The sequence below is a fragment of the Pseudoflavitalea rhizosphaerae genome (assembly GCF_003991355.1).
Lineage (GTDB): Bacteria > Bacteroidota > Bacteroidia > Chitinophagales > Chitinophagaceae > Pseudobacter > Pseudobacter rhizosphaerae.
This window is the reverse complement of sequence record NZ_RCSU01000012.1, coordinates 138,308-164,332: the sequence shown is the minus strand read 5'-3', so window position 1 is coordinate 164,332 and position 26,025 is coordinate 138,308. Positions and strand designations below refer to the sequence as shown.

The window sequence follows — 26,025 nt, the reverse complement described above, 5'->3', positions numbered from 1 at the left end:
AGCATGAAAACCTTATCTGTCTTATTAATCGTCTTTTCATTATTCAGTTGTAAAAAAGAGAGAAGTCAGGTTTCGGAAGAACTAGTCCCGGAAACTTTTTATGAAGACTTCATTAGAAAGAACATGACTGCTTTACCTGTGTTGACGCCAGCTACGCCATCTTCTAAAAATCTTGCTGGTTTTGTTTCTTTCAAGGATGCATATGATTACTATAATACCAGAAAGATTGTTGGAATGAGAAATTCCAAAGTAGTAAAGATAAATAAGGAAAAAAACAGGATCAGAACTGCTTCTACTGCTTCTATAGCTCGCAACTTATTCTATGAGAATGTCTGGTATTTTCCAACTGTTGTTTATACGGGAGCAAGTATTGGAAATGCTACCTGGCCAACTTATGTTTATATTAATGTGGATGCTACTCCTTTCGCAACATTTACTTATCGTGTTGATCTTTTTGACGTGAAAGAGTACTACATTTTGAATGAGGTAGATATGAATTTTGCGAACGCTGCATATCTACTGAATGGGCTTGGGACCGTTCAGGAAATGGGGTCACCCACTTTAAGCCCCAACTTAATTAAGCAATTGCTTCAACACAATTATACCGTTGCAGGGATTCCTTTTTCTTCGGTTATTGATTATTGGCTTTCTTGCGAAGGATCTGCAACCCTGCCTACCTGGGATATGCCACCTGCAGAAATTTTATTATCGTACACGGCATCAGGAATATATTTGTAAGTTGTGGTAAGAGAAACTCTGTAGTTAACTAGATGGTCTATTTTTCTTTACTCTCTTCCTCTACACTTTGCTCGATTTTCATGATCCTGTATTTCAGGAAGCACTCTTTAATATACATGCCCACTTCATAATCGGTGGCTACACGCACAAACCAAACGGAAGGGCGGTATTGCATCATGAATGCTTCGAGTTCAGCGCCACGAAGGCCGGTGAGCTTGATGATCAGTGGCCGGCTGAAGCGATGGTCGATATACTTTTCTTCTTCTTCGCGGATAAGGCGGTCGCGGAACTGGGCCATTCGTTTGTTGCGGCGGAACTGGAAAAAGCCGATGAGCTCATTTAGGTCTGCACCAACGCGGCCATCCGGATTGATACTGGGACTTAGGCCAGGTTTCTGGTAATTGAAATATTTATCATAGTCGCGGCGATTCTGCAAAGAGTCCATCCTGTAATTGGGACTTTTCACCGTCACAACCGGGAGATTGGTAACGGTAACGTGCAACGATAATTCAAACTGGTTGATATTCGGAATGGATTTCACCGCGTATTTCGGTGTCGGCTTTCCCAGATAACTGAACCAGATGGAATCTGTTTCCAATACCGGAATGCTGTATCTGCCCATGGAATCTGTAGCAGTGCCCATTCCCGATGTGGTCATTACTGTTACGGAAGGAAGCGGTACAGCTTTCGTTACGTCCACCACTCTTCCTGAAACCTTGAACCTAGATTGGGATAAGGCAGGTAGCACTGTCATAGAGCACAGCACGGTCAATAATATGAAGAGAGCAGTCCGCAGCAACGTGTTTTAATTGATTGATACAGCAGCAAGATAGGATATGTAGCCGAGGGTTCGGTGTATTTAACTGCGTTTTTGCAACCCGGTGATCACTTCTTCAATTACACGTGGATAATGTGCGTGTTCAAGTTGATGGATCTTTTGCGCCAGCGTTTCCGGTGTATCAGTATCAGTGATGGAGCAGATGGCCTGGTAGATCACTGCGCCGTGGTCATACACTTCGTCCACAAAATGGATTGTGATACCACTTTCTTTTTCTTTGGCAGTGATCACGGCATTGTGTACGTGCATTCCATACATGCCTTTACCACCATAATTGGGGAGGAGGGCGGGATGGATGTTCACGATACGGCCGCTGAATGCCTGCACCAGCGCTACTGGTATTTTCCAGAGGAAACCAGCGAGTACGATGAAGCTGATATTCGCGTGCTGCAGTTCATCTACATACGCATTGCCACGGAAGAACTTTTCTTTTTCGAGGAGCAGGGTAGGGATCCCTTCTTTTTGCGCGATGCTCAAAACTCCTGCTTCTGGTTTGTTGCAAACGATAAGACCGATCTCGATGCCGGGCTTTCCTTTAAAATATTCGATGATCTTAGCTGCATTGGAGCCGGCGCCTGAAGCGAATACGGCGATACGGAATGGGGATGAGTTTCCTTCTTTGTTCATGATAAGTTTATCGAAGGCCTGCGTTTTTCTGCCTGCGATCCTTTGTCCCATTTTTTTGAGATAAGACCGGAAGAAAAAAAACTGGCCGGTTGGTATGCTGATGAGGATGACGCAGAAAGGCCAGAGGATGGTTACGAGTACTATATATAATATAATACGTATTACGGATTGGCTGATGTGCAGCTGATTAAGAATGAGTCGGCCTAAATAGCCGCAGAGGCTGCCGCCCACTGCAAAGGTGACGAGAATGAGAAGCAGGCGCCATCCGTTGACCTTCCATTTTTGCTGAAGCCTTTCAAACATGGACGCAAAAGTGAGGCAATTTGGTCAGATTTTGCATTTTAGGACGCTGTATTGAATAATTGTGTTATATGAGATTCGCTGCTTTTCCACACCAGGCTTCTCCCCAAAATGGGGTGACAAAAACATGACATTAATGTCATGACATAATGGATTTTTATAGAAAAATCGGCTGAAACCCGCTACAGGACTGGCTTAAAAAAATTTTAACTATGTTGATATTTTGTTAGAATCCTGACTTATTTTTGCAGCCAAATCAGGAAATTTTTCCACATAATCTCGTCATATTCAACTGATATGATTGACCACAGAGTACAAAGACCAATTGCCAGAGGGGCCCTTCTCAGTGTATTATTGATTACGTTATTGTCGTTCGGAAATAAGTTGACTGCGCAGGATGGGGCAAAATTGTTCCAGGATAATTGCGCCACTTGTCACAGTGTGGTTAAAGACCTGACTGGCCCGAAGCTGCAAGGGATCGAGGACCGTGTGAAGGATAAAAAACTTCTTCATGAGTGGATCCGCAACAACCAGAAAGTACTGGCTTCAGGAAATAAATACTTCAACGATCTGTTCCTTCAGTGGAACAAAACTCCGATGAACGTATTCCCTGCGATGACTGATGAAGAGATCGAAGCCATTCTTAAATATGTTCGAGAGTATAAAGCTCCTGTTGCTAAAACTGGCGACGGCGCTCCTGCTGATGGTAAAATGGGTTCTTCAGACAACGCAATCCTCTATGGCGTTCTTACCCTGATCCTTGCCGTTGTAGCCCTCGTGATGCTCGGTGTTAACAGCAACCTGAAAAAGCTGGCCGATGATAAAGACGGCATTCCAGCACAAGAGCCTATTCCTTTCTACAGAAATAAAACTTATATCGCGCTCATCACTGTATTGCTTTTCGTGATCGGCGGCTTCTTTGTAACCAAAGGTATGATCGGCCTCGATCGCAGAAAAGGTTACGAGCCCGTACAACCGATTTACTATTCTCACAAAGTGCATGCCGGAACCAACCAGATCAACTGTCTGTACTGTCACGGCGGCGCTATGGAAAGTAAACAGGCTTCCATTCCTTCTGTGAACGTTTGTATGAACTGTCACATGAGCATCAATGAATACACTGGTGATCCTATCTATAAAGAAGACGGAACCGAAGTGAACGGTACTGCTGAGATCCAGAAGATCTACGCCGCTGCCGGATGGGACCCTGCCAAGAAACAATATACAGGTGAAGAAAAGCCAGTGGAGTGGGTGAAGATCCACAACCTGCCTGATCACGTATTCTTCAGCCACGCTCAACACGTGAAAGCTGGAAAGGTACAATGTCAGACCTGCCACGGCGAAATCAACAATATGCATGAAGTGAAGCAGGTTGCTGAACTCAGCATGGGATGGTGCGTGAACTGTCACCGTGAAACAAAAGTTGATTTCGTTGACAACAAGTTCTACAGCATTTACGAAAAGTATCACAACGAGATCAAGAATAAAACAAGAGACAGCGTGACTGTAAGTGATATCGGCGGTACCGAGTGTCAGAAATGTCACTATTAATTGAAAACTCGATAACGCCCCCTTTTTCCAAATTTTTCAAACTGATATAAATGGCTAAAAAAAAGTACTGGCAGAGTTTCACAGAGCTCAACAACAGTGAGGCCCATCAAAAGTTGGCAGAGAACGAATTCAACGAGGACTTGCCGGTTCAAGATGCTGCAGACAACAACGGATTAGCCAATGGTTCTGCAACCCGTAGAGATTTTCTTAAATATTTAGGATTCAGCACTGCTGCCGCCATGGCTGCCGCCAGTTGCGAAGTTCCCGTAAGGAAAGCTGTTCCTTATGTGAACAGGCCACAGGATATCGTTCCCGGCGTTGCTGATTACTATGCTACTACCTATATCAGCGGTGGCGAAGCAATTCCCATCGTAGCGAAAGTGCGTGACGGAAGGCCCATCAAAGTTGAGGGCAACACCCTCAGCAAATCCACCAAAGGAGCCACCACCGCAAGAGTACAGGCTTCTGTGCTGGACCTTTACGACACTGCCCGCCTCCGCAATCCGGAAGCCAACAAAACCGCAGTTCATTATGATGTGATCGATAAACAGATCACTGATGCACTGGCAGCCCTCAACGGCGCTCCCATCGTGCTGCTTACTGCAACTGTAAACTCTCCCACATACAAACAGGTCATCGGCGAATTCCTGGCCAAATATCCGGGCAGCCGCCATGTTCAGTTCGACGCTACTTCTTATAGCGGTATGATCCTGGCCAACGAAGCCACTTACGGTAAGAAAGCCATTCCTTCTTATCAGTTTGAAAATGCTAAAGTGATCGTGAGCCTCGGCGCAGATTTCCTCGCCACCTGGTTGAGCCCCGTTGAATTCCAACGCGGATACAGCGCAGGAAGAAAGGTGAACGAAAAGAACCCCGATATCAGCAAACACTACCAGTTCGAAAGCATGATGAGCCTCACAGGTTCGAATGCGGATGAACGTTATACTCACCGCCCTTCACAGATCGGTGTTGTGGCTGCCGCACTGCTCAGCGCAGTGAACGGTCAGGGTGCTGCCGGTGTTGAAGGCAACCTGAAGAAAGGCATTGAGGCCGCTGCGAAAGACCTGGCTGCCAACAGAGGCAAAGCGCTGGTTGTTGCAGACAGCAACAATGTGAACGTTCAGATCCTGGTGAATGCCATCAACGAAGCAATCGGTGCCAACGGCACCACCATCAACTGGGCTGCTCCCATCCTCACCCATCAGGGTCTGGACAGTGAAATGGCTACCCTGGTTGCTGATATGGAAGCCGGAAGAGTGGGCGCGCTCCTGATAGACCGCGTTAACCCCGCTTACGAATACTTCGACGGAGAAAGATTTAAAAAAGCCCTCGCCAAAGTTTCTGTTACCGTTTCCTTCAATGAGAAAATGGACGAAACCACTCAGGGGTGTAAATACTCCCTGCCCGCCCCTCACTTCCTCGAGAGCTGGGGTGATGCAGAATTCAAAGCTGGCCAGATCAGCATGATCCAGCCAACCATCAATCCGCTGTTCGATACAAGACCTGTTCAGGATTCTCTTCTGAAATGGGCTGGCAACGCAACAGCATATGATCTCTACTTCAAGAATTACTGGACTGCCAAACTCGGAACTGCAGACAACTATAACAAAGCCCTGCAGGATGGTATCATCGAAACCGAGATCGCTCCGGCTGGTGCAGCCTTCAACGGCGCTGCAGTAGCAGGTGCACAGGCAGCCGCTGCCGGAATGAAGAAAGCAGGGAATGTTGAGGTAGTGATCTACCAGAAAGTATCGATGGGCGATGGTAAACAAGGCAACAACCCCTGGTTGCTCGAAATGCCTGATCCGATCACCCGCGTTTCCTGGGATAACTACGCAGTCATTTCTCCCGCCATGGCGAAAGAAATGTTCGGCATCGATATCAGCAACAGTCGCGGTGCAGACAAGTATGAGGTGGAAGTGATGAAGCCCATGCTCGAGCTCACTGTAGGAAATAAAAAACTGGAACTGCCGATCATGGTAATTCCTGGTACACAGGCCAACACAATCGCCGTGGCCGTAGGTTACGGACGCGTGAAAGAGATCGGAAGAGCAGTGGTTGCGATCGGTGGTGCTCCTGTAGGTTTCAACGCTTACCCATTACTGTCATACAACGGATCTACTGTTGAGTGGATTGCTACAGACAAGGTGGAAGTGAAGAAACTGGACAAAGAATACAAGATCGCGCAAACCCAGAACCATAACAGCTACGAAGGTCGTCATGAAGTGGTGAAGGAAGTTACGCTCGATGAATTCAAGAAAACTCCTACCATCATCCGTGATGCAAGAGCGAAAGAGCTGGCTCCATGGGGTGGTCTCGATAACTACGAACAAGAAGGTACACTCTACCCTGTTCACGCCCGCCCTGGTATCAAATGGGGCATGAGCATCGATCTCAACAGTTGTTACGGTTGCGGCGCCTGCGTGGTAGCCTGTAACGCTGAGAACAATATTCCCATCGTTGGTAAGCATGAAGTAGCAAGGTTCCACGATATGCACTGGCTGCGCATCGACCGTTACTTCAGCGGTAACCCCAACGACTCTGACAGCATCCAGACTGTATTCATGCCGATGTTGTGCCAGCACTGCGACAATGCTCCTTGCGAAAACGTTTGTCCGGTAGCCGCTACCAACCACAGCAGTGAAGGTCTCAACCAAATGACTTATAACCGTTGTATCGGTACAAGATATTGCGCTAATAACTGTCCGTTCAAAGTGCGTCGCTTCAACTGGGCAGACTACACCGGAGCAGACAGCTTCAAAGACAACCAGCGTCCGCTTGTTGAAGAAGGCAACCTGGACGATGTGGTGCTGATGATGAACGATGAGCTCACCCGCATGGTACTGAACCCAGACGTTACTGTACGTAGCCGTGGTGTGATCGAGAAATGTTCTTTCTGCGTTCAGCGTCTGCAGGAAGGTAAACTGAAAGCGAAGAAAGCCGGACGTGAATTGCAGGACGATGATGTGAAGACTGCCTGTCAGCAGGCATGTGCTGCCGATGCGATCGTGTTCGGTAACGCCAACAACCCTGAGAGCGAAGTGAGCAAGGTGAGAAAAGAGAATGGTCTCCGTCTTTACCATGCCCTGGAGCAAATCCACGTAATGCCCAACATCAACTACCTGGCTAAAGTGCGTAACTCACACGAGATCGCCAATGCCGGTCACCTGAGCGCTGAGGTATTCGAACACAAAGTTGAAACGCCTGCTGCTGCTGGAGAACATCATTCAGCGCACTAAGGAGTTGTGATCAAGAATTAATTTTTTTCAAGCTACATGCTAATAGCTTAAAGCTTATATCAAATGGCATCATTCAAGTACGAATCGCAAGTAAGAGCACCGTTGGTGGATGGTACAAAGGATTATCACCAGGTTACGGAAGATATTGTGCGTCCTATTGAAGGTCCGGCCAGCCGCGCCTGGTGGATCGGGTTCATCATCTCAGTAGCGTTGCTGCTGTTCGGTGTGTACTCCATCTACCGTGAGGTAACTTACGGTGTGGGTCAGTGGAACCTGCATAAAACCATCGGTTGGGGTTGGGACATCACCAACTTCGTATGGTGGGTGGGTATCGGTCACGCCGGTACGCTGATCTCTGCGATCCTCCTGCTGTTCCGCCAGGGATGGAGAACAGGTGTGAACCGCGCTGCGGAAGCGATGACCATCTTCGCCGTAATGTGTGCGGGTCAGTTCCCGATCTGGCACATGGGCCGTGTATGGATGGCTTTCTTCGTACTGCCTTACCCCAACACACGCGGACCGCTGTGGGTTAACTTCAACTCTCCGCTGTTGTGGGACGTATTTGCGATCTCTACTTATTTCACCGTATCACTGTTGTTCTGGTACTCTGGTCTGATCCCCGACTTCGCTACCATCCGCGACCGCGCCAAACTGAAATGGAGAAAGTTCATGTATGGTCTGCTCGCATTCGGCTGGACCGGGTCTACCAAACACTGGCAACGTCATGAGAGCCTCTCTCTCGTACTGGCCGGTTTGAGTACACCACTCGTACTCTCTGTACACACAGTGGTATCGTTCGACTTCGCCACCTCTGTGGTTCCCGGCTGGCACACTACCATCTTCCCACCCTACTTCGTTGCGGGTGCGATCTTCTCCGGTTTCGCGATGGTGCAAACACTGCTGCTGGTGACCAGGAAAGTACTGGCCCTCGAAGATTATATCACCATGGAACATATCGAAGTGATGAACAAGGTTATCGTACTCACCGGTTCTATCGTGGGTATCGCTTATCTCACAGAGCTGTTCATCGCATGGTATGGTCAGAACCCATATGAGAGCTACGCGTTCATGAAGAACAGGCTGGATGTGTTCAGCCCTTACGGCTGGAGCTACTGGCTGATGATGGGTTGTAACGTACTCTCTCCGCAGATCTTCTGGTTCCGCAAACTCAGAAGGAATATCGTGGTTACCTTCTTCATGTCTGTGATCGTGAACATCGGTATGTGGTTCGAGCGTTTTGTGATCATCGTTACCTCTATCTACCGTGACTATATCCCAAGTAGCTGGGCCGTTTACTATCGCCCTACCATCTGGGAAGTTGGTTTCTACCTTGGAACTTTCGGATTGTTCTTCACCTGCTACTTCCTGTTCAGCAAATTCTTCCCGGTTATCGCGATCGCTGAGATCAAGCATATCCTGAAGAAATCAGGTGAGAGCTATAAGAAAGACATGGGTAAAGTAGAAAACGAGAGCGCTGACCAGTTGTATCATGAAGTGCACGCTGCACATCACTAATTGAATTTTAACTTATACAAATCGCTATATGGCTGTTAAAAAATTTGTAGTCGGTTGTTTTGATGAAGAAGAAGCGGTATTTGACGCCGTGAAGAAAGTACGGAAGTCTGGATATAAACTGCACGATGTGTATACGCCGTTGCCTGTTCACGGTCTGGATAAGGCCATGGGTCTGCGCGACACCAGCATTCACACCGCGGGTTTCATCTACGGCATCACCGGCACTACCATCGCATTGAGCTGCATCTCCTGGGTCTTCACCAAGGACTGGCCTTTGAACATCGGTGGTAAACCCCACTTCGCTTTACCAGCGTGGATCCCCATCATGTTCGAGTTCACGGTATTGTGCGCAGCCGTGGGTATGGTGCTCACTTTCTGCTATCTCTGCCAGTTGGCTCCCTTTGTGAAGAAACATCACTTCCATCCCAGGTCCACTGACGACAAAATGGTAATGGTGATTGAAGTAACTCCTAAAAATGATGAGTCTGAGATCAGCGGATTCCTCAACAGCCTCGGCGCTACCGAAGTGAATACACAGGTGGCAGAGACCGGATGGTGGATAGGTCGTTACGACAAAGAGCAAAAGTTATACGCAGACGAAACCGTTTCAGCATAATTGAATATTGAAGCACGATGAAAAAATTATCGATCATAGCTGTTTTTGTACTGGCCATTGTAGCCTGGAGTTGTAGTGATACGAGCAGGAATCCCGGTAAGGCATACATGCCAGACATGGCTTATAGCGTGGCTATTGAAAGCTATACCCCGCTTGATACTTTCAAAGCGCTGGGCATTAATTACAACGCCAGGCCTGTTCCAGGTACGATCAAAAGAGGCGAACTGTTCCCTTTCCCTATTGCACATGACAAACAGGGAGAGACTGTGAACTATGAAGCTTCCAAAGCCGTGCCCAACCCAATCACCGCTATGAGCCCCGAGCAGCATACAGAAGCTGAGCGTCTCTACCTGATCAACTGTGGTATCTGCCACGGCGCAAAACTGGATGGCAATGGTGTACTGCACAAGAGAAGCGATGGCACTGACGGTCCTTACGCCGCTGCTCCCGCTAACCTGGCAACCAATGCCACATATGTAAACATGCCTGCTGGTCAGATGATGTATTCCGTAACCTACGGAAAGAACCTGATGGGTAGCTACGCTTCACAACTCAGCACTACACAGCGCTGGATGGTGATCGCTTATGTGAAAGCAAAACAGGCTGAAGCTAACGCTGGCGCCGCTGAAGAAGCAAAGCCCGCAGCAACTGCCGATACAACTGCTAAAAAATAACTGAGAAGACACATTGAAATTATAAACTGTTGACAATGGCTATTAAAGAATTTTTTGAGATACCGAAGCGATACAGAACATGGTCGTTAGCCCTGATGGGAATCGGTGTGCTGTCTGTGATTATCGGTTTCTTCCTCTACGGGAACAGCGAGCATCCCCAAAGGTTTTGGGCCGCCCTGTTACAAAATAGCGTCTACTTTTTATTGGTGGTAAATGCGTCTATGTTCTTCATGTGCGCTACCACGCTCGCATGGGGAAGCTGGCAGTTGACCTTCGGAAGGGTTACGCAGGCTATCTCTACAGCAGTGATCCCCATCGGTATCATCACTGCTATCATCCTCATCTGCCTGGTGACTGTAGATCCACATATCTACCACTGGCTGCATCCTGATGGAGACAAGATCCTGGAAGGTAAAGCAGGATTCCTCAATAAAGGCTTCTTCATTGTCTGGACTGCCCTCACCCTGGTAGGGTGGATCGCACTGGGCGCTAAAATGCGCAAGCTCAACAGCGAGCTGGACAACAATCCCCCTGCGAGTAACGAGTCTGCCAAAAAATGGTTGTTCAGGAACACAGTATGGGCCGCCGTATTCATCGTGTGGTTTGCCCTCACTGTAATGAGCACTGTTCCCTGGCTCTGGCTGATGAGCATCGATGCTCACTGGTACTCCACCATGTATAGCTGGTATACTTTCGCCAGTACCTTCGTGGCAGGTGTTGCGCTTATCTCCGTGTTTGTAGTATACCTGAAAAATCAGAACTACCTGGAATATACAAACGAAGAACATTTACATGACCTGGGTAAGTTCATGTTCGCCTTCTCCATCTTCTGGGCATATCTCTGGTTCTCCCAGTACATGCTGATCTGGTATGCGAACATCCCTGAAGAAACAGTTTATTTCCGCTCACGTATCGTTACCGATCATGAGACAGGCGCTTATGCAGGAATATTCTGGTTTAACTTTGTGATCAACTTCCTGGCTCCGTTCCTCTTCCTGATGCGTCGCGGACCAAAAAGAAACTATACTGCCGTTGCCATGATGGCGATTGTGATCCTGGTTGGTCACTGGTTCGACTTCTACCAGATGGTATTCGCCAGCGTAATGAAAGATCATGTAACCCTCAACCTGTTCGACTTCGGTGTTGCAGCCGGCTTCGTTGGTCTGATCATGTTCGCCGTGGGTAATGCGCTTGCCAAAAAACCGCTGGTGGCCAAAAACCATCCGCTGATGAAGGAAAGTATCATACACCATACCTGATCTGAAAACTGTGTGTATAGTTCAAGAAGTAAAACTTGTTTGTTCGAATAAAATTTATTGATAGATCATGACAACTACCGGAATATTTCTTTTAACGATCCTTGCACTGGGCTTCCTGATTACGTTTCAGATTGCCAAGGCCAGCGAGTATGTTTCTGTGCTGAAAGGTGAGAAGAAAGCTTTCGAGCAAAGTAATAAGGTCAATGCATTTCTGATGGTGGTATTCCTGGTACTGGGCCTCCTCGGCGTATGGTGGTGCAACAAACTCCTGTTTGGTAAAACCCTCCTGGCGCACCCCTCCGCGTCTGACCATGGTGAGAACATCGATACCATGCTGTACATTACCATTGCTATTTGTGGTATTGTATTCATCATAACGCAGATCCTACTGTTCTGGTTCGCTTACAAATACCAGTATAGCTCCAAGAGAAAAGCATTCTTCTATCCGCATAACAATAAACTGGAGATCCTCTGGACTACCGTTCCTGCCATCACACTTTGTATCCTGGTTGGTTTCGGTCTGTACTACTGGTTCCGTATCACCGGCGACGCTCCCAAGGATTCACTCGTAGTGGAGATCACCGGTAAACAATTCGGTTGGATCTATCGCTATCCAGGTAAGGACAATACTTTCGGAAAGAAATATTTCCGTATGATCGATGAAGGAAAGAACAACCAGCTTGGTCTGAACTGGATCGATACAACCATCGTGAAAAAAGATCACAATAAAAGAGATGCAGGTACTGTTGAGATCAAGGCAGACCCCGCAACTTATGATGATATCGTTACCAACGAAGCCATCTACATGGTGAAAGATCAACCTGTGAAACTGGTGATCAACTCCCGCGATGTGGTGCATGACGTAGGTCTCTCTCACTTCCGCCTGAAAATGGACGCTGTACCTGGAACACCCACTACACTGTGGTTCACGCCCAAGTACACTACCGAAGAAATGAGGAAGATCACAGGCAATCCCAAGTTCGAGTATGAGATCTCCTGCGACCAAATGTGTGGAAACGGTCACTACTCTATGAAAGGGTTGATCAAAGTGGTAACCAAAGATGAGTTCATTCTCTGGAAAGCGAAACAAAAGCCTGCTTATGCAGTTGCTTTTCCCGCTCCGGAAGCAGCCCCGGCTCCTGCCGCTGACACAACCAAAGCAGCAGTAACAACTGTTGCCAAAGAAGTGAAACCAGCCATCGCAGCAGCTAATCAGTAACGAAAAAAGTTTTGAATACCCGATTTAAAAAAGAATATCATGAGCAACGAAGCAGCACTGCACGGCCATTCTGAGGTAGCCCATTCTCATGAAGTGCATCATGGCGATGATCACGGTCATCATCATAAGGAAACGTTCATTACCAAATACGTTTTCAGTCAGGATCATAAAATGATCGCGAAACAATTCCTGATCACAGGGATGGTATGGGCGATACTCGGAGGTCTGATGTCAGTATTGTTCCGTTTGCAATTGGGGTATCCTGATCAGACTTTCCCCTGGTTAGAGGATATCCTGGGCAGATGGGCGAAAGGTGGCAAGATCACTCCTGAAAACTATTACGCACTGGTAACCATGCACGGAACCGTTCTCGTGTTCTTCGTATTGACCGGTGGCTTGAGCGGTACTTTCGCCAACTTCCTCATTCCGCTACAGATCGGTGCGCGAGACATGGCATCTCCCATGATGAACATGCTTAGCTACTGGTTCTTCTTCGGCGGTAGCATCGTAATGCTCTCTTCCCTTTTCGTACAAACCGGTCCTTTCTCCGGTGGCTGGACGGCCTATCCGCCATTGAGTGCGCTCGGAGATGCATCGCCAGGTTCCAAAACGGGTATGGACCTGTGGATCGTAGCCATGGCAATGTTTGTGATCTCTTCACTGCTCGGTGGCCTGAACTATGTGTCCACTGTATTGAACATGCGTACAAAGGGTATGAGCATGACCAAGATGCCACTGACCATGTGGGCGCTGTTCTTCACTGCCGTACTCGGTATCCTATCTTTCCCTGTACTGCTCTCTGGTTTCATCCTGCTGTTGTTCGACCGTCACGCAGGTACCAGCTTCTATCTCTCCGACATTTACATCACGGGTGTAGGCGCCCTCCCCAATGAAGGTGGTAGCGCTATCCTGTACCAGCACTTGTTCTGGTTCCTGGGTCACCCCGAAGTATATATCATCCTGCTGCCTGCGATGGGTATCGCATCAGAAGTTCTGTCTGTGAACTCACGCAAACCGATCTTCGGTTACATGGCGATGGTAGGTTCCATGTTCGCTATTACGATCCTGGCCTTCCTCGTATGGGCGCACCACATGTTCGTAACAGGTCTGAATCCGTTCCTCGGTTCAGTGTTCGTACTGCTAACGCTCCTGATTGCGGTTCCTTCCGCCATCAAAGTGTTCAACTGGCTGACCACGATCTGGAAAGCGAATATCCGCTTCACACCTGGTATGCTCTTCGCTATCGGTTTTGTGAGCCTGTTCATCTCCGGTGGTCTTACCGGTATCTTCCTCGGTAACTCTACTTTGGATATCCACCTTCACGATACTTATTTCGTAATTGCGCACTTTCACATCGTAATGGGTGTGTCTGCCTTCTTCGGAATGTTCGCAGGTGTATACCACTGGTTCCCGAAAATGTATGGACGCTTCATGAACAATACCATGGCGTACATCCACTTCTGGATCACACTGATCGGCGCTTACCTGATCTTCTGGCCAATGCACTACGAAGGCCTTGCGGGTATGCCTCGCCGTTACTTCGAGTACGGTATCTGGGAATCTTTCAAACAATTCGGAGAACTGAATAAATTCATCTCTACTGTAGCCATCATCGTGTTCGCGGTTCAGTTGATGTTCATCTTCAACTTCTTCTACTCTATTTTCAAAGGTAGAAAAGTAACCACACAGAACCCATGGGGTGCTACAACCCTCGAGTGGACTGCTCCAATCCATCCTGGTCACGGAAACTGGCCTGGTGAGATCCCTGAAGTTCACCGCTGGGCTTATGATTACAGCAAGGATGGAAGAGATTTCATTCCTCAGACCGAGCCTATCAGCCCGGATGAGAGCAAGCATCACTAAGCAACAACTGATTGCCGGATGAGCAATCCTCATCCGGTAACCGGTTTAAAATATTCATAACTGATGACGACGCAGGAAACCGTGAAGCAACACAGCTCTTTTTCAATCGCCGGCAAATTGCGTGACTACATGGCGCTGATCAAGTTCAGCCTGAGCTTCATGGTAGTGTTTTCATCTGTGATCAGTTATTTGCTGGCTCCTACTGTTGTACAGTTGAACTGGAGTATGGTAATCTTACTCTTCGTAGCTGGTATGCTGGTAACTGGCAGCGCCAACGCGGTGAACCAGGTGGTAGAGAAAGATACTGACGCGATGATGAAGCGTACAGCAAGAAGACCGGTAGCTTCCGGCCGTATGACGCCTGCAGAAGGATGGGCTTTCGCCATCGTAACGCTGGTGATCGGGCTGGGGATACTGGGATGGTTCTTTAACATTTTGTCGGCCGCAGTGGCGCTGGTAAGCTGGTTTATCTACGCCTTCATGTACACTCCTCTCAAAAAGGTCAGTTCTGTTGCTGTTCTGTTGGGAGCGGTGCCTGGCGCGCTTCCCTGCCTGATCGGCTGGGCCGCCGGTGAAGATAAGCTCAGTGCAGGCGGATGGGTGCTTTTTGCAATCCAGTTCTTTTGGCAGTTCCCGCATTTCTGGGCTATTGCCTGGCTTGCGCATAAGGATTACAGTCATGCAGGATTCAAACTGTTGCCGTCCACCGAAGGACCAGGAAAGTTTTCCGCCATTCAGTCCATTGTGTATTCACTGGTGCTGATCCCTATCGGGATTTTGCCCTACCTGGCAAATATCAGCGGCATCGTGAGCCTATGGATTATTTTTGCGGCCAATCTCTTTATGCTGTGGCAAAGTATAAGGCTGTACCGTGAGATGGAAGCAAAAGCAGCGAGAAGAGTGATGTTCAGTAGTTATATTTACCTGCCCATAGTATTTCTGGCTATGCTGGCAGACAAACTATAAAGAAAACAGATAATGGAGATGGTGAGTTCGCAGAGACAAAAAGTACATCCTCACAAGTTCACCTTGTGGGTTGCCATAGGCAGCATCATTATGATGTTCGCAGGTTTGACCAGTGCATACATTGTAAAGGGTAGCTTACCCGGATGGTCAACCGTAGAAATGCCGCAGATCTTTTTTTATTCAACCGGTGTAATGCTGCTCAGCAGCTTCACCATGCAGTACGCTCTGAAGAGTTTCAAAGAGCGTAAAATGAACCTCTATCGTAAACTGCTTACTGTTACAGCAGTACTCGGTGTGTTGTTCATTGTAATGCAGGTGATCGGTTTCAAACAACTGAGCGATACAGGAGTGTTCCTTCACGGTGGAACCGGGGCCGGTCAATTCCTGTACATCATTTTCGGTCTGCATGCCGTGCACGTTCTGGGTGGCGCTATCGCCCTGCTCATTATGTTCTTCAAAGCATTCAGCCGGAAATTCAGGAACTACAATGCAGTGCCTGTGGAAGTGATCAGCACCTACTGGCATTTTGTAGATGCGCTTTGGTTGTATCTGTTCATTTTTTTCCTGATCAAACGCTAACTGAAAATAGTATATCATTCAAAATTTCTAATACAGTAACATGGCACAAACAGCAGTAGCAGGTAAGCAAAGATGGTGGGATGGAGGAAAGAGTCCCTTCAACGTGGAGTATGGGAAGTTAATGATGTGGTACTTCCTGATGAGTGACGCTTTTACCTTCGGTGCATTCCTGATCTCTTACGGTACCGTTCGTTTTGCAAGCAACGGCTGGCCTGACCCCAACGAGGTATTCTCCTCTGTTCCTTTCATGGGCCATGCGCATTTGCCACTGGTATTCGTGAGTATCATGACTTTCATCCTGATCGCATCTTCCGTTACCATGGTACTGGCTGTAGGCGAAGGACATGCCAACAATAGAAAAGGTGTAATGAAGTATATGATCCTGACCATCATTGGTGGTCTCATGTTCCTGGGCTGCCAGGCATGGGAATGGCATCACCTGCATGAGCAGGGTGCATGGTGGGGAAGGAACCCTTTCAATAACTTTGGAGGAACGCCTGCATCTACCAACTTCACCAACTTCTTCTTTACCATCACCGGATTCCACGGATTCCACGTATTGTCCGGTGTAGTGATCAACATCATCATGCTGATCATGACCTGGAAAGGAGTATTCGACAGAAGAGGCCATTACCTCATGATCGAGAAAGCCGGTCTGTACTGGCACTTCGTAGACCTGGTTTGGGTATTCGTATTCACCTGCTTCTACCTGTTCTAAACAACATTGATCAAACTACAACTGTAAAAAGATATTATGGAAACTTTTGAAAGCGTAAAGCAATCACACGCGGATGGAGACGGACACGGATTTGATAAAGCGGCCATCTGGCGTACATTCTGGATCCTGCTGGTGATCACTGTTGTGGAACTGGTAGTGGGTATGTTTATCGCACCGCACTTCCATAGCCTGAAGATCTGGTTCAACATCCTGTATATCATCTTCACACTCGCGAAAGCATTCTATATCATTGCAGAGTTCATGCACCTGGGTCATGAGATCAAGAATCTTGTGATGACCATCGCGATCCCTGCACTGCTGTTCATATGGTTCATTACCGCCTTCCTCTGGGATGGTGATTCATACAGGAACCTGCGTAATACCTACGATCCGTATCACCTGGAACGTACTACCACGCCGGTAAAGGAAACAGCTCCTGCTCATGGTCATGAAACTGAAAAGCCGGGCGCTTTGCACTAAGAAAGATCAGAAACAGATTCCGATAAACGGGCGTGCCTTCATCAGGGTACGCCCGTTGCTTTTTCGAAGGGTGGCAGTCGCTCGCCTCCGGCGAGTGACTGGTATTCTGTCGCCTCCGGCGACACAGAGTTCGCCAGAGGCGAACCAATAAAAGTCACTCGCCGGAGGCGAGCGACTGCCACTCTCCGTTGGTTTTTAGCATAATTTAAGTGGACCAAACGCCACATTGCATCCGTTACAGTGGTACCTTTGCGCAACTAAATGAAATAAGGTGAGTCAGAAAGCCCTCTTAGCTCTGTGTGTTGCCCTCCTGCTGCCGGTTGCCAGTTACTTTCTGGTGAAAGGCATCAGCCAGGACTCCCTTCGAATGCCGAAGCATTATTATTTCGACGACACGAAGGATACCATCATCAATGGCAAATTGCACCAGGACACCATCTGGCACCAGGTTGGAAATTTTGAACTGACCAACCAGCTGGGAAAGACCGTTACCATGGACGAGCTCCGCGGCCGCATCGTGATCGCCAACTTCTTCTTCACCCGCTGCCCCTCTATCTGCCCCGGACTATCTCGAAATATGAAGATGATCCAGGATGGGCTCAAATTCAAAGACCTCACCAAACGCATCGATACCACATTCGTTCAACTGATCTCATTCAGCGTGGACCCGGAACGCGATTCAGTTCCTGTACTCAGAAAATATGCTGACAGGTACGGGGTGAATCATGATATGTGGTGGATGCTTACCGGCCCCAAAAAAGAGATCTATGATTACGCACTGGAAGAGCTTAAACTTGGCCTTCAGGACGGCGGCACTGTTGACTCCGCATTCATCCATACCGAGAAATTTGTGCTGATAGATAAACAAGGTGTAGTGCGTGGCTACTACAATGGCCTGGATAGCGCTTCATTGTCAACTCTCGGGGAAGACGTTACCCTGCTTATGCTGGAAAAAGATAAGCAGGAGAAATCGCCTGTTCTGGCAAAACTGCTCGGATTATGGCCTGTGTACCTGATAGCTTTGGCGCTACTGGCAATATTCATTCGTATTACGCGCAAACCGCGCAATCAAACAAACGCGTGATCTATGTTACCTCCGGTTTTACAGAAGAACGATAAGAAAGCGAGAACGCTTATCCTGGTTTTTTCCTTCATTGTTTTTGCTGCAGTGGTACTGCTCAGCAGGGTGAAGCTGGAAGTTGATCTGGGCTTCGATCCTCACCTTTTTGCCACAGCCAACGCCGTGATCAATTTCATGGTAACGCTTTTGCTGATCGCAGGTTTCGTTACAGTGAAAAAAGGCAATTATCAATTGCATAAGAAGATCATGATGACGGCCATGATACTCTCTGTGATTTTCCTGGTTTCCTATATCGCACACCATCTTTTTGCTGGCGAAACAAAATTCGGGGATCTTGACCGTAACGGGATCGTTACGGATGAAGAGAAGGTTGCAGGTGGCTCACTTCGTACCATTTATTACATAATTCTTGCTACCCATATCCCACTGGCCGGGATTATTCTTCCTTTTATTCTTTTCACAGCCTATCGTGCAATGATAGCCGAATTTCCGGCGCACAAAAAACTGGCGCGTATTACCTGGCCTATCTGGTTATACGTTGCCATCACAGGTGTGCTGGTGTACCTGATGATCAGTCCATATTACTAAACAGCTTACCTATGAATATCGCAGGCACTATCCGCAAACTTAAATTCCAGCATACGGTATTCCTTGTTCTGTTGGTTTTGGCGATTACAGGAGCGCTGGTGTATACCGCCTCTGCTGTAATTACAGAAAACGAAGATCTGGAAAGAACAGGTTCGGCTGTAGCGGTGATCCTGTCTGTTGCCTGCCTGCTAATTGGGTTCAATTTTTTCAAAAGAAAAATGATGGAAGCCCGCAACATTGAATTACCGGAGATGCGTATGCGAAAGTATTTCGCCGCCTGCATGATCTGGTGGAGCCTGATCTATCTTCCGGGAATAGTTGCCCTGGCGCTGTTCGTACTCTCTGCTTATTACTCCTTTGTTGCGCTGGCTATATTGCATTGTCTGATCCTGCTCGCGTTCATGCCCAGAAAAAATAATATTGTCTTATTGCTCCGGCTGACTGAAAAAGATTTCTGATCCAATACATATTTCTATTGAGATAACAAGGGGAAAAAACCCGTAAAATGGCGTTTTTTTTCCCCTTGGCATGATTGATATTAGCTGTATGTTTGATCTGGCATCGCTTAATTCACTATATTGGAATGCCTCTTTAAGCCTTAGTTATGCGACTTCAATACCTTTTCCTTTCAATAGTGCTGCTTATCGGACTTTATTCACAAGCCCAGGAATCAACCTCTACCCTTGATAAGATCACTGGTTTTCCCACACGCTTTCTTGATAAACTGAATAAGAAATCAGCTGACCTCGAGGACAAGCTGGTTGCCAGTTCGGAGAAGGCATTGCAGCGATTGGCCAGGCAGGAAAAAAAGTTGAAGAAGAAGCTGGCGCGTAAAGATTCTTCGGCTGCAGAACAACTCTTCGGCAATGTTGAGGAGCGTTACCAACAACTGCAATCCAAATTGCAGCAACCAGTCAAACTGAATGGCAGGGCAGGCCAATACCTTCCGCACCTGGATACACTCAAAACATCCTTGAATTTCCTTTCTCAGAATAATGAACTGCTTGCAACCAGTTCTGAAATGACCGGCAAAATAAAAGAGGCGTTGAATTCAGTAAAAGGACTGGAAGGCAAATTTGATCAGGCCGCAGAAGTAAAGAAATACCTGCGCGAAAGGAAGCAAATGCTCAAAGATCAACTGAATCGTTTTGGGCTCACAAAGGAGTTGAAGAAATACAATCAGCAGGCATATTATTATGCTGAGCAGATCAACTCTTACAAAGCGATGCTGGAGGACCCATCTAAACTGCAACAGAAGGCGCTGGAGCTGGTGAAGAAGATCCCTGCATTTCAGGATTTTTTCAAGAAGCACTCTGAGCTTGCCAGTCTTTTCAGGTTACCGGATAATTATGGGTCCACAGCCAGCCTGGCCGGTCTGCAAACCAGGAGTAGTGTACAGAACCTGATCCAGGAGCGGATCGCATCTGCAGGGCCCAATGCCACGGCTATGCTACAGCAAAACGTTCAGGCCGCGCAGGCGCAGTTATCCGGATTGAAGGATAAGCTGAATGAGCTTGGAGGAATGGGAAATAGCGAAGGTGATCTGCCGGATTTCAAACCCAACAACCAAAAAACGAAAACCTTTTTGCAAAGGCTCGAATATGGAACCAACTTGCAAAGCCAGCGCTCGAATAATTTCTTTCCCACCACTACGGATATTGGATTATCTGTGGGATACAAACTGAATGATAAAAGTGTGATCGGAGTAGGCGCCAGTTACAAAGTGGGCTGGGGACAAAATATCCGCAATATCAGCATTAGTAGCCAGGGAGTAGGTTTCCGCTCGTTCGCGGATTATAAGATCAAGGGAAGTTTCTTCGCTTCCGGCGGTTTTGAATACAACTATCAGCAGCCTTTCAGTTCTGTTTCGATTGTGAAGGACCTCGACAGCTGGCAGCAAAGCGGACTTGCTGGCATCAGCAAAGTTGTTTCATTGAAAAGTAAAATGTTCAAGAAAACCAAGATACAATTGCTTTGGGATTTCCTGAGTTATTCTCAAAGACCACAGACCCAACCGCTCAAATTCAGGGTAGGATATAATTTCTGACAAGCCAGTTCTCCGCCATCCAACCATTTAATACATCGAGCATAACAGCGTCAATCTTATTGATGCCCGAACAGCCATGTATTTATTTACATCTAAACATATCCTTATGAGTGATTGCTACATTGTGTTCACCTTCCGGGATCAATATGGCGATTTTCAAATTGAAAGGCTGCGCGCATCGCAGGCCGGATCCTGTTACAAGGTTGAGAGTATACCCCAATTCACACCCTCGGTTTCCAAAGGGGATATTGTGTCTGCCGTAATGGAGGAAGATGAACTGCATTTCGAGATGGTGATGGACGCTTCCGGCAATAGTACCATCCAGGTATATTTCTTTGATGAAACGCAGATGGAGACTGTCTTTGAGTATGTCGGAGGCAGGGGCTGCAACTGGGAGGCACACCCTGAAAAAAAACTGCTAGCCGTGAATGTTCCCGATAGCGTGCAGTACTCTCCGTTACAGATCTATTTTGAAAAAGGAGAAGAAGAAGGTAAATGGACCTTTAAAGAATCCTGTTTGTCGCATTATTAAAAATTGATAATTGTCTCGCTCATTCTTGTCTAGTAATCCAACCTCACGGTTAGGGCTCTGTGCAGTAGCGCAAAAAAAGGTTAGTGAATGGTTAAGGTTATATAACTGTGGAAATAACACCGTAATTTGCGGCGGTTTTTACCCTGCCGTAACCCTATAAATCTTAGGCCCAATGCAAGACAAGACGTTAATTGAAACTACAGACAGGAATAGAGTAGCCAGGTCAATCAAAAGGTTTTCCGCTCTTTTTCTCTTAATGATCATCGGCAACCTTGCCTCCATGGGGCAATCCCGTTTCAGCATCAAAGGAATGTACCTTCAGTGGGGGTATAACACCGAGTGGTATACGAAAAGCGATATTCACTTCAAAGGTTCAGTGAATGGAGTTCCTCACGACTTCACCGTTTACAATGCCAAAGGTGTTGATCAGAACGATCTGGATGCGATCTGGAAGAAACCCATTCAGGTCAGCGTTCCCCAATACAATTACCGGATCGGTTTTTACCTGAACAAGGAAAAGACAAAGGCTATCGAATTCAATTTCGATCACACGAAATATATCGTGAGTGATGACCAGCGCCTGCATATCAAAGGAACTATCGGAGACCAGTATTTTGATCAGGACACCCTGGTAACAAAGGATGGGCTCTTCCATCTGGAGCATACCAATGGCGCCAATTTCTATCATATCAATTATGTACAGTTCTGGCCGCTGAACAGGACAAACAGGAAGGCTGGATATTTTGTTCCCATGCTGAAGCTGGGGGCTGGTTTCATGATCCCCAAAACAGACGTAACGCTTTTTGGCAAAAGGCTCGACAATAAATTCCATCTCGCAGGCTATATGGCCAGCGTGGAAGGCGGTATCAAATATTATATCACCAGGAATTTCTTCTTTGAGGGAACTGCCAAAACCGGTTATGCAAAATATACCAATGCGCTTACTGTAGATGGAGGCAAAGCGAAACACGCTTTCGGCTATGCAGAATTGATAGCAACCATCGGCTACGACATTAACTGGTAAGTTTCAGTTTAAAGATCCATCGGGTCCCAGAAGAGTCTATTGAACTCGACCACTTTATCATTTTTGACTTTAATCCCTTCTTTCTCCAGCAACTCTTGCATTTGGGTAGGAGTGGCAAAATGATGTTTGCCACTGAGCATCCCATTACGGTTCACTACGCGGTGTGCAGGCACTTTAGGCTTTGCGCTTCCAGCGAGATTCATTGCCCAGCCTACCAGCCTGGATGAAGATTTGGCGCCAAGACTGGCCGCAATGGCTCCATAGGAGGTAACACGCCCTTTCGGGATCTGTCTCGCCACATTGAAAACCTGCTCGAAAAAAGTCTGGTCCCTGTAACCTGATGGGGTTACTGTGTTGAGCTTTTCTTTGAAAACTGATTGAACTGAAGTTCTTTTTGAAGAAGAAGACACTGGTATTCTGCTGCTTCCCTTTTGGCCGGCATTTTTGGCTGCTGCTGTCTTTTTTGTGGCGGCAGGCTTCGATCCCTTATTGGCCGGAGCTTTGGCGGCTGTCTTCCCTGAAGCAGCTTTAACGGCTGATTTAGTTGATGTTCGTTTGCCCATGATCGTTACGTTTTTGAAGCAACTCAGTACGGCGGGGTTCCGGGACATTCATGTAATTGTACGGACAATGTTTGCAGCCATTTCCGCAGCACCGCCCTCTGTCGAGATGGAATTTGGCAGTAAGTACTACATAGCCCTGTTCGTTGTAATAGAAATCAATTCCTTCTGTCAGATTCTTCTTCACGGAGCATTTCTTTTAGCGCTGCGTCTTTATCGGGCAGCGGTGTATCGGGCAATCTGAAGCTCAGGTAATGGATGCGGCTGCTACCGGCAATGTCCAGGCTTTCATAGTGCGTTTTGATCTTCAATTCATCTGTAATGGCTGTTTCGCCAGCGGCATACACATCGTCCCTGTCGTCCAGCACTTCCAGCCCGTGAAGATCGATCACCCATTTGGTGAAGCGGTACAATGCAGGCGAATCTGTTTTAAGATGAATGATGCCATTGGGCGAGAGGATCTGTTGGTAGAGCCTGAGGAATCTCGGATGGGTCAGTCGCTTTTTTGCCCTGGATGTGCGTAACTGCGGATCCGGAAAAGTGATCCAGATATCACTCACTTCACCCTGCTGGAAATGCATTGCAATGCGATCGATATGAGTGCGGAGAAATCCAACATTCGTCAGTTGCTCGTTCAGCGCTTTTTTAGCGCCCACCCAGATGCGGTTTCCTTTGAGGTCCACACCGAGAAAATTGCGCTCAGGGTAGATCCTTCCCAGGCCCACTGCATATTCTCCCTTCCCGCAGGCCAGTTCCAATGTGATCGGATGATTATTGCGAAAGAATTCATGCCATTTTCCCGGCATTCCTTCGGGGTTCTGTAATACATTCGGAAAAGTGAGCAACTCTGCAAAACGAACTAATTTTTTCTGTCCCATTATCCTGCAAATGTAGAACAAACAATCGTTTTACCGGCATACAAAGCAAGACAGTATGACTATTGCTCAAGAGCAGCAAAGCTGGCTTCCACAGCGGCTGTACAAGGTAAAATCATATCTGTAAAGTCAGATTTTAATAAGCTCCCGGACCGATGTTGCGCAATTACCCCTAACTTAGGTTTTTGAACTGCCCTTCAAATGTTTTTGCATTGATCGATTTTTCATTATTTAATACCGACCCCGCATTACTCCAGCGCTTTTCACAGGGAGATCAACAAGCATTTGCCGCTATCTACGGACAGTATCATTCACTCATCTATAATTACCTTCTCAAGTTCACAAAAAATCCAACATTGGCAGAAGACCTGCTGCACGATATTTTCCTCAAAATATGGGATGCCCGCGAACGCGTGGACATTAAGACGTCGTTCAGTGCTTACCTGTTCGGCCTGGCCAGGAACACCGTGATCACACAACTCAACCGGATGTCTTTATACGATGCCATCCGCGAAGAGATACTGAGCAACGCAGAACTGGAACTGCATCCCCGCCACCTGATGAACAAAGTGGAAGCGAGAGAATATGAAGAGCTACTGGAAAAAGCTATCAATAGTTTGCCTCCCCAGCGGAAAGAAGCTTTCATCCTCTGCAGGCAGCAGGGCAAAACATATGAAGAAGCTGCTTTTATCATGAACATCTCAAAGAATACTTTGAAACAACATTTGCAACTGTCTGTGAAGTCTATCAAAGAGTATTTGCTGGAACATGGGAACATCTCCTTGCTGATGATCCTGGTTGCTTTCAATTAATTTTTTTTTCGCGTCCACCCTTTTTTTAATCTCATTAGTCTTATTAATATGGGTTCTCAAAAAAATCAGGAAATAGCGTTGCTGTGGAAGTTTCTGGATGGTACGATCACTGAAGAGGAAAGCTATGCATTAGCTGCATATCTGAAAAGTGGCGCTGCAGAAAAGGATCCTGAATTTGAGAAGGTGCTCCAGCAGCTGTATTTGCAATCTTCCAATGCTGTCCCGATGTCGGCGGAAGCAGCGAAGCGAGTACTGCAGCGCTTGCTGAAATCCATTCAACAACAACTGAGTGAAAAATATCCTGCTCCCGTTCATCGTGTCCATTTGTTGAACAGAGCCTGGTTCAGATATGCAGCTGTTGCCGTATTGGTTCTTTCTGGTTCTGTGCTTGCTTGGTTACTGATCAGCAGGGATCATAAAAAAGAAAGCAAGCTTCCGGTGGTTGCAACCACCAGCAATCCATCAGGATCAGACAAGGCGGTACTGCAACTGGCAGACGGGAAAACAATCCTGCTTGATAGCAATGACAGACAAATTCTGCACATCGGAGATCTGAGCGTGAACAATCAAAATGGAAAACTGGAATACGATGGTGTGAGCAACAAGGTTGAATGGCATACACTATCTACTCCGCGTGGTGGGCAATATAACCTGAGACTACCCGATGGCACTGAAGTGTGGCTCAATGCAGCATCGTCAATCACTTTCCCAAACAGTTTTGCAACAGGAGAACGTAAAGTGAAAATAAGTGGTGAAGCATATTTTGAAGTTGCGCAAAAGAAAGACCAGCCTTTCAAAGTGGATATCGATGGGAAAGCAACTGTGGAAGTATTGGGTACGCATTTCAACATCAATGCCTATACTGATGAGCCATATATTGCAACTACATTAACCGAGGGCGCTATCAAAATGATCAACAGGCAACAAACTGCCATTCTTTCCCCGGGTCAGCAGGCAAGGATCAACACAAAGGGCATGAATGTGTTGAAAGATGCCGATACAGACCTCGTTCTTGCCTGGAAGAATGGATTGTTCCGATTTGAGAATTCGCCCATCAATGATGTGTTGCGTCAATTTGCAAGATGGTATGATGTGGAGGTGGTGATAGAACAAAATGATCCTGATATTTTGTTCACCGGAGAAGTGAACCGCAATCTTACCTTATTGCAGGCAATGATTGTACTGGAAAAAATGGGCGTGCATTTCACACTGAAAGAAAGACGCCTGACCATCAAGCCTTAGACTTCGTTTAAACTTTTCCTGAATTCTTTATTGCAATACTACACGTAATGCTGAAAAGCAAGCCAGATCGTATTGCCTTGAA

At 47.1% G+C, this 26,025-nt stretch carries 26 protein-coding genes; 21 read left to right on the top strand and 5 right to left on the bottom strand.

Annotated elements, in window-relative coordinates:
- Positions 1-3: 3 nt before the first annotated feature.
- Positions 4-738 carry a hypothetical protein gene (locus D9Y29_RS19985; protein WP_127131558.1) on the top strand — a complete coding sequence of 245 codons (735 nt, stop codon included), beginning with the start codon at positions 4-6 and terminating at the stop codon, positions 736-738.
- A gap of 37 nt (positions 739-775) precedes the next feature.
- On the opposite strand, the gene D9Y29_RS19980 is transcribed toward D9Y29_RS19985, so the two are convergent.
- The gene (locus tag D9Y29_RS19980; protein ID WP_127131556.1) at positions 776-1,492 is read right to left on the bottom strand and encodes a peptidase associated/transthyretin-like domain-containing protein; all 717 of its coding nucleotides are present in this window, start codon (positions 1,490-1,492) and stop codon (positions 776-778) included.
- 105 nt (positions 1,493-1,597) lie between these two features.
- Positions 1,598-2,506 (bottom strand): phosphoribosylglycinamide formyltransferase, encoded by a 909-nt coding sequence (purN, locus tag D9Y29_RS19975; protein ID WP_338143010.1) that lies wholly within the window; start codon positions 2,504-2,506, stop codon positions 1,598-1,600.
- Positions 2,507-2,800: 294 nt separating this feature from the next.
- On the opposite strand from purN, the gene D9Y29_RS19970 reads away from it, so the two are divergent.
- The 18 genes from D9Y29_RS19970 (at position 2,801) to D9Y29_RS19885 (ending at position 22,454) form a co-directional block, all read left to right on the top strand.
- A complete protein-coding gene (locus D9Y29_RS19970; RefSeq protein ID WP_127131554.1) occupies positions 2,801-4,054 on the top strand; it encodes a c-type cytochrome in 1,254 nt (417 codons plus the stop codon).
- A 50-nt stretch (positions 4,055-4,104) separates the two neighbouring features.
- A complete protein-coding gene (locus D9Y29_RS19965) occupies positions 4,105-7,293 on the top strand; it encodes a TAT-variant-translocated molybdopterin oxidoreductase (protein WP_127131552.1) in 3,189 nt (1,062 codons plus the stop codon).
- Between the two features lie 63 nt (positions 7,294-7,356).
- Positions 7,357-8,808: an NrfD/PsrC family molybdoenzyme membrane anchor subunit gene (gene nrfD / locus D9Y29_RS19960; protein ID WP_127131550.1), complete on the top strand. Its 1,452-nt coding sequence runs from the start codon at positions 7,357-7,359 to the stop codon at positions 8,806-8,808.
- Positions 8,809-8,836: 28 nt separating this feature from the next.
- Positions 8,837-9,424, top strand: coding sequence for a DUF3341 domain-containing protein (locus D9Y29_RS19955; RefSeq protein ID WP_127131548.1), 588 nt, complete (start codon positions 8,837-8,839; stop codon positions 9,422-9,424).
- Positions 9,425-9,441: 17 nt separating this feature from the next.
- Positions 9,442-10,098, top strand: a complete 657-nt coding sequence (locus tag D9Y29_RS19950) for a c-type cytochrome (RefSeq protein WP_127131546.1) — start codon at positions 9,442-9,444, stop codon at positions 10,096-10,098.
- Between the two features lie 35 nt (positions 10,099-10,133).
- Complete coding sequence (locus D9Y29_RS19945) at positions 10,134-11,357, top strand: quinol:cytochrome C oxidoreductase (protein ID WP_127131544.1); 1,224 nt, start codon at positions 10,134-10,136, stop codon at positions 11,355-11,357.
- 67 nt (positions 11,358-11,424) lie between these two features.
- Positions 11,425-12,576: a cytochrome c oxidase subunit II gene (locus D9Y29_RS19940; protein WP_127131542.1), complete on the top strand. Its 1,152-nt coding sequence runs from the start codon at positions 11,425-11,427 to the stop codon at positions 12,574-12,576.
- Between the two features lie 39 nt (positions 12,577-12,615).
- Entirely contained in the window at positions 12,616-14,439 is a 1,824-nt protein-coding gene (locus D9Y29_RS19935; RefSeq protein WP_127131540.1) for a cytochrome c oxidase subunit I, read from the top strand.
- Positions 14,440-14,502: 63 nt separating this feature from the next.
- On the top strand, positions 14,503-15,405 hold the full coding sequence (gene cyoE / locus D9Y29_RS19930; RefSeq protein WP_127131538.1) for a heme o synthase: 903 nt from the start codon (positions 14,503-14,505) through the stop codon (positions 15,403-15,405).
- 18 nt (positions 15,406-15,423) lie between these two features.
- Positions 15,424-15,984 carry a cytochrome c oxidase subunit 3 gene (locus D9Y29_RS19925; protein WP_241237991.1) on the top strand — a complete coding sequence of 187 codons (561 nt, stop codon included), beginning with the start codon at positions 15,424-15,426 and terminating at the stop codon, positions 15,982-15,984.
- A gap of 40 nt (positions 15,985-16,024) precedes the next feature.
- Positions 16,025-16,702, top strand: a complete 678-nt coding sequence (locus tag D9Y29_RS19920) for a cytochrome c oxidase subunit 3 (protein WP_127131534.1) — start codon at positions 16,025-16,027, stop codon at positions 16,700-16,702.
- Between the two features lie 36 nt (positions 16,703-16,738).
- Positions 16,739-17,182, top strand: a complete 444-nt coding sequence (locus tag D9Y29_RS19915) for a cytochrome C oxidase subunit IV family protein (RefSeq protein ID WP_127131532.1) — start codon at positions 16,739-16,741, stop codon at positions 17,180-17,182.
- A 271-nt stretch (positions 17,183-17,453) separates the two neighbouring features.
- Entirely contained in the window at positions 17,454-18,266 is an 813-nt protein-coding gene (locus D9Y29_RS19910; protein WP_127131530.1) for an SCO family protein, read from the top strand.
- A gap of 3 nt (positions 18,267-18,269) precedes the next feature.
- Positions 18,270-18,851, top strand: coding sequence for a DUF420 domain-containing protein (locus D9Y29_RS19905; protein ID WP_127131528.1), 582 nt, complete (start codon positions 18,270-18,272; stop codon positions 18,849-18,851).
- Between the two features lie 11 nt (positions 18,852-18,862).
- Positions 18,863-19,309: a hypothetical protein gene (locus D9Y29_RS19900; RefSeq protein WP_127131526.1), complete on the top strand. Its 447-nt coding sequence runs from the start codon at positions 18,863-18,865 to the stop codon at positions 19,307-19,309.
- A gap of 146 nt (positions 19,310-19,455) precedes the next feature.
- Positions 19,456-20,898, top strand: coding sequence for a hypothetical protein (locus D9Y29_RS19895; RefSeq protein WP_127131524.1), 1,443 nt, complete (start codon positions 19,456-19,458; stop codon positions 20,896-20,898).
- 106 nt (positions 20,899-21,004) lie between these two features.
- Positions 21,005-21,430 (top strand): DUF4265 domain-containing protein, encoded by a 426-nt coding sequence (locus tag D9Y29_RS19890; RefSeq protein ID WP_164735493.1) that lies wholly within the window; start codon positions 21,005-21,007, stop codon positions 21,428-21,430.
- A 172-nt stretch (positions 21,431-21,602) separates the two neighbouring features.
- Positions 21,603-22,454 (top strand): hypothetical protein, encoded by an 852-nt coding sequence (locus tag D9Y29_RS19885; protein WP_127131520.1) that lies wholly within the window; start codon positions 21,603-21,605, stop codon positions 22,452-22,454.
- A gap of 8 nt (positions 22,455-22,462) precedes the next feature.
- On the opposite strand, the gene D9Y29_RS19880 is transcribed toward D9Y29_RS19885, so the two are convergent.
- From D9Y29_RS19880 to trmB, 3 genes are read right to left on the bottom strand one after another with little or no spacing between them, the layout of a single operon-like run.
- Positions 22,463-23,017 (bottom strand): MGMT family protein, encoded by a 555-nt coding sequence (locus D9Y29_RS19880; protein ID WP_127131518.1) that lies wholly within the window; start codon positions 23,015-23,017, stop codon positions 22,463-22,465.
- Complete coding sequence (locus D9Y29_RS19875; protein WP_127131516.1) at positions 22,995-23,201, bottom strand: C1orf53 family protein; 207 nt, start codon at positions 23,199-23,201, stop codon at positions 22,995-22,997. The genes D9Y29_RS19880 and D9Y29_RS19875 overlap by 23 nt, the downstream gene beginning before the upstream one ends.
- Positions 23,173-23,892, bottom strand: coding sequence for a tRNA (guanosine(46)-N7)-methyltransferase TrmB (gene trmB, locus D9Y29_RS19870; RefSeq protein ID WP_127131514.1), 720 nt, complete (start codon positions 23,890-23,892; stop codon positions 23,173-23,175). Before trmB ends, D9Y29_RS19875 begins: the two co-directional genes overlap by 29 nt.
- Before the next feature lie 182 nt (positions 23,893-24,074).
- On the opposite strand from trmB, the gene D9Y29_RS19865 reads away from it, so the two are divergent.
- Entirely contained in the window at positions 24,075-24,701 is a 627-nt protein-coding gene (locus D9Y29_RS19865) for an RNA polymerase sigma factor (RefSeq protein ID WP_127131512.1), read from the top strand.
- Between the two features lie 48 nt (positions 24,702-24,749).
- Positions 24,750-25,943, top strand: a complete 1,194-nt coding sequence (locus tag D9Y29_RS19860) for a FecR family protein (protein WP_127131510.1) — start codon at positions 24,750-24,752, stop codon at positions 25,941-25,943.
- The last annotated feature ends 82 nt before the right edge of the window (positions 25,944-26,025 follow it).

Excerpts from the sequence above, each read along its gene's own strand:
- D9Y29_RS19980 (WP_127131556.1), bottom strand. The coding sequence starts at position 1,492 with ATGACAGTGCTACCTGCCTTATCCCAATCTAGGTTCAAGGTTTCAGGA.
- D9Y29_RS19985 (WP_127131558.1), top strand. The coding sequence starts at position 4 with ATGAAAACCTTATCTGTCTTATTAATCGTCTTTTCATTATTCAGTTGT.
- D9Y29_RS19905 (WP_127131528.1), top strand. The coding sequence starts at position 18,270 with ATGTTACCTCCGGTTTTACAGAAGAACGATAAGAAAGCGAGAACGCTT.
- D9Y29_RS19950 (WP_127131546.1), top strand. The coding sequence starts at position 9,442 with ATGAAAAAATTATCGATCATAGCTGTTTTTGTACTGGCCATTGTAGCC.
- D9Y29_RS19965 (WP_127131552.1), top strand. The coding sequence starts at position 4,105 with ATGGCTAAAAAAAAGTACTGGCAGAGTTTCACAGAGCTCAACAACAGT.
- D9Y29_RS19955 (WP_127131548.1), top strand. The coding sequence starts at position 8,837 with ATGGCTGTTAAAAAATTTGTAGTCGGTTGTTTTGATGAAGAAGAAGCG.
- D9Y29_RS19935 (WP_127131540.1), top strand. The coding sequence starts at position 12,616 with ATGAGCAACGAAGCAGCACTGCACGGCCATTCTGAGGTAGCCCATTCT.
- D9Y29_RS19880 (WP_127131518.1), bottom strand. The coding sequence starts at position 23,017 with ATGGGCAAACGAACATCAACTAAATCAGCCGTTAAAGCTGCTTCAGGG.
- purN (WP_338143010.1), bottom strand. The coding sequence starts at position 2,506 with ATGTTTGAAAGGCTTCAGCAAAAATGGAAGGTCAACGGATGGCGCCTG.
- nrfD (WP_127131550.1), top strand. The coding sequence starts at position 7,357 with ATGGCATCATTCAAGTACGAATCGCAAGTAAGAGCACCGTTGGTGGAT.
- D9Y29_RS19920 (WP_127131534.1), top strand. The coding sequence starts at position 16,025 with ATGGCACAAACAGCAGTAGCAGGTAAGCAAAGATGGTGGGATGGAGGA.
- D9Y29_RS19925 (WP_241237991.1), top strand. The coding sequence starts at position 15,424 with ATGGTGAGTTCGCAGAGACAAAAAGTACATCCTCACAAGTTCACCTTG.
- D9Y29_RS19945 (WP_127131544.1), top strand. The coding sequence starts at position 10,134 with ATGGCTATTAAAGAATTTTTTGAGATACCGAAGCGATACAGAACATGG.
- D9Y29_RS19940 (WP_127131542.1), top strand. The coding sequence starts at position 11,425 with ATGACAACTACCGGAATATTTCTTTTAACGATCCTTGCACTGGGCTTC.
- D9Y29_RS19890 (WP_164735493.1), top strand. The coding sequence starts at position 21,005 with ATGAGTGATTGCTACATTGTGTTCACCTTCCGGGATCAATATGGCGAT.
- trmB (WP_127131514.1), bottom strand. The coding sequence starts at position 23,892 with ATGGGACAGAAAAAATTAGTTCGTTTTGCAGAGTTGCTCACTTTTCCG.
- D9Y29_RS19860 (WP_127131510.1), top strand. The coding sequence starts at position 24,750 with ATGGGTTCTCAAAAAAATCAGGAAATAGCGTTGCTGTGGAAGTTTCTG.
- D9Y29_RS19900 (WP_127131526.1), top strand. The coding sequence starts at position 18,863 with ATGAATATCGCAGGCACTATCCGCAAACTTAAATTCCAGCATACGGTA.
- D9Y29_RS19885 (WP_127131520.1), top strand. The coding sequence starts at position 21,603 with ATGCAAGACAAGACGTTAATTGAAACTACAGACAGGAATAGAGTAGCC.
- D9Y29_RS19970 (WP_127131554.1), top strand. The coding sequence starts at position 2,801 with ATGATTGACCACAGAGTACAAAGACCAATTGCCAGAGGGGCCCTTCTC.
- D9Y29_RS19915 (WP_127131532.1), top strand. The coding sequence starts at position 16,739 with ATGGAAACTTTTGAAAGCGTAAAGCAATCACACGCGGATGGAGACGGA.
- cyoE (WP_127131538.1), top strand. The coding sequence starts at position 14,503 with ATGACGACGCAGGAAACCGTGAAGCAACACAGCTCTTTTTCAATCGCC.
- D9Y29_RS19895 (WP_127131524.1), top strand. The coding sequence starts at position 19,456 with ATGCGACTTCAATACCTTTTCCTTTCAATAGTGCTGCTTATCGGACTT.